General features: G+C 58.4%; 1 protein-coding gene. It reads right to left on the bottom strand.

The genetic code is table 11. The features are described 5' to 3' along the window. Window positions 1-1139, bottom strand: a 1139-nt coding sequence (locus C5O24_RS13450) for a sugar-binding domain-containing protein (protein WP_240605034.1), incomplete at its 3' end; no start/stop codon positions are given. Between the last annotated feature and the right edge of the window lie 146 nt (window positions 1140-1285).

The raw sequence follows: 1285 nt of genomic DNA, 5'->3' as shown, positions 1-1285 counted from the left end.
TTTTGGTTTGGAGGAGAGGGCGGGGTACGGGGTGGTGAGGGGTGTGGGGGGCGCGGAGAGGGGGGTAAGGGGCGGAGGGGGGGGGGGGGGGGGGGGGGGGTGGCTATGGGCTGGTTGGTTGCGAGGGTGTCGGAGTAGAGGATGCAGGGGTAGAGGGTGTAGGGGAGGGTGAGGGCGGGGGGTGTTTTTTTGTTGGTGTGGTTGCTGACGGTGGTGGCTACGCTGAGGGTGCCTTCGCTGAGGTCGGCGTTGAGGCGGGGGGTGGCTACGAGGTCGGATATCTGGACTTTAGGTGTGGAGTAGAGGTGGACGGAGCGGAATATTCCGGGGAGTCGGAACATGTCTTGTGCTTCGAGGAATGATGCGTCGGATGAGCGGTAGACTTCTACTGCTATGGTGTTCGGGCCTTTTTTGTTGAGGTAGGGTGTGATGTTGAATCGTGCGGCGTTGCGTGAGTTTTTGCTGAATCCGACGTATCGGCCGTTGATCCAGAGGTAGAAGAATGAGTCGACGCCGTCGAATTGTATGTAGATGAGTCGGTTGCGCCAGTTGTTGGGTATGGTGAATGTGCGGCGGTATGATCCGACTTCGTTGCGGTGGGCGTAGGTGGTCCAGTCGGTTGGCGGTGTGCGCATTACGCCTCCTTTCCAGTCGCCGGGGCGGACTTGGTGCCAGAAGATTACGGGTTGGTTGACGTAGATTGGTGTGCCGTAGCGTTGGGTGCCGTCGGGTTGTAGGCCGACGATGTTCCAGTTGGAGGGGACGGGTATGGTGTCCCATTGTGAGTCGTCGTAATCGGGTGACTGGAAGTGGGTTGGGCGTTGGTAGGGGTTGGGTGCCCAGTTGAATCGCCATTGTCCGTCGAGGGAGATGGTGTAGGGTGATGTGTGGGGGAGGACTTTGGTGGCGGTGGGTGCGTCAGGGAAGTGGGAGTAGGTGGCTCGGGGTTGTAATTTGTTGTAGGCGAGGGAGTCGGGTGATTGCCATTCGTGTCCGCGGGGTGCGGTGTCGTGGCCGTAGTAGTAGCCTGCGAGTGGTGGTTGGGGTGGTGTGATTGTGGGGGTGGGGTTGTTGGGTGCGGCTGTGGCTGCAAGGAGTGTTGATGCGGTGAGGATCGCGCTGATTGTGAGCCTGTTCATGGGTGTATGGTTGGTTGTGGTTAATAACGTTTTTGGAGGGAGGGCGGTGCTTTTGGGGACTGCTCTCTGTACAAAGTTAGTGATTTTTTTTGTTTTTGGGTGGGGGCGGTGTGTTTTTTTGTGTGTTTTTTGGGGTGGTTGTGGGG

The sequence above is a fragment of the Paramuribaculum intestinale genome, from assembly GCF_003024925.1.
Classification (GTDB): domain Bacteria; phylum Bacteroidota; class Bacteroidia; order Bacteroidales; family Muribaculaceae; genus Paramuribaculum; species Paramuribaculum intestinale.
Note: the sequence above shows the minus strand (reverse complement) of the source record. Positions and strands in the feature narration are given on the sequence as shown.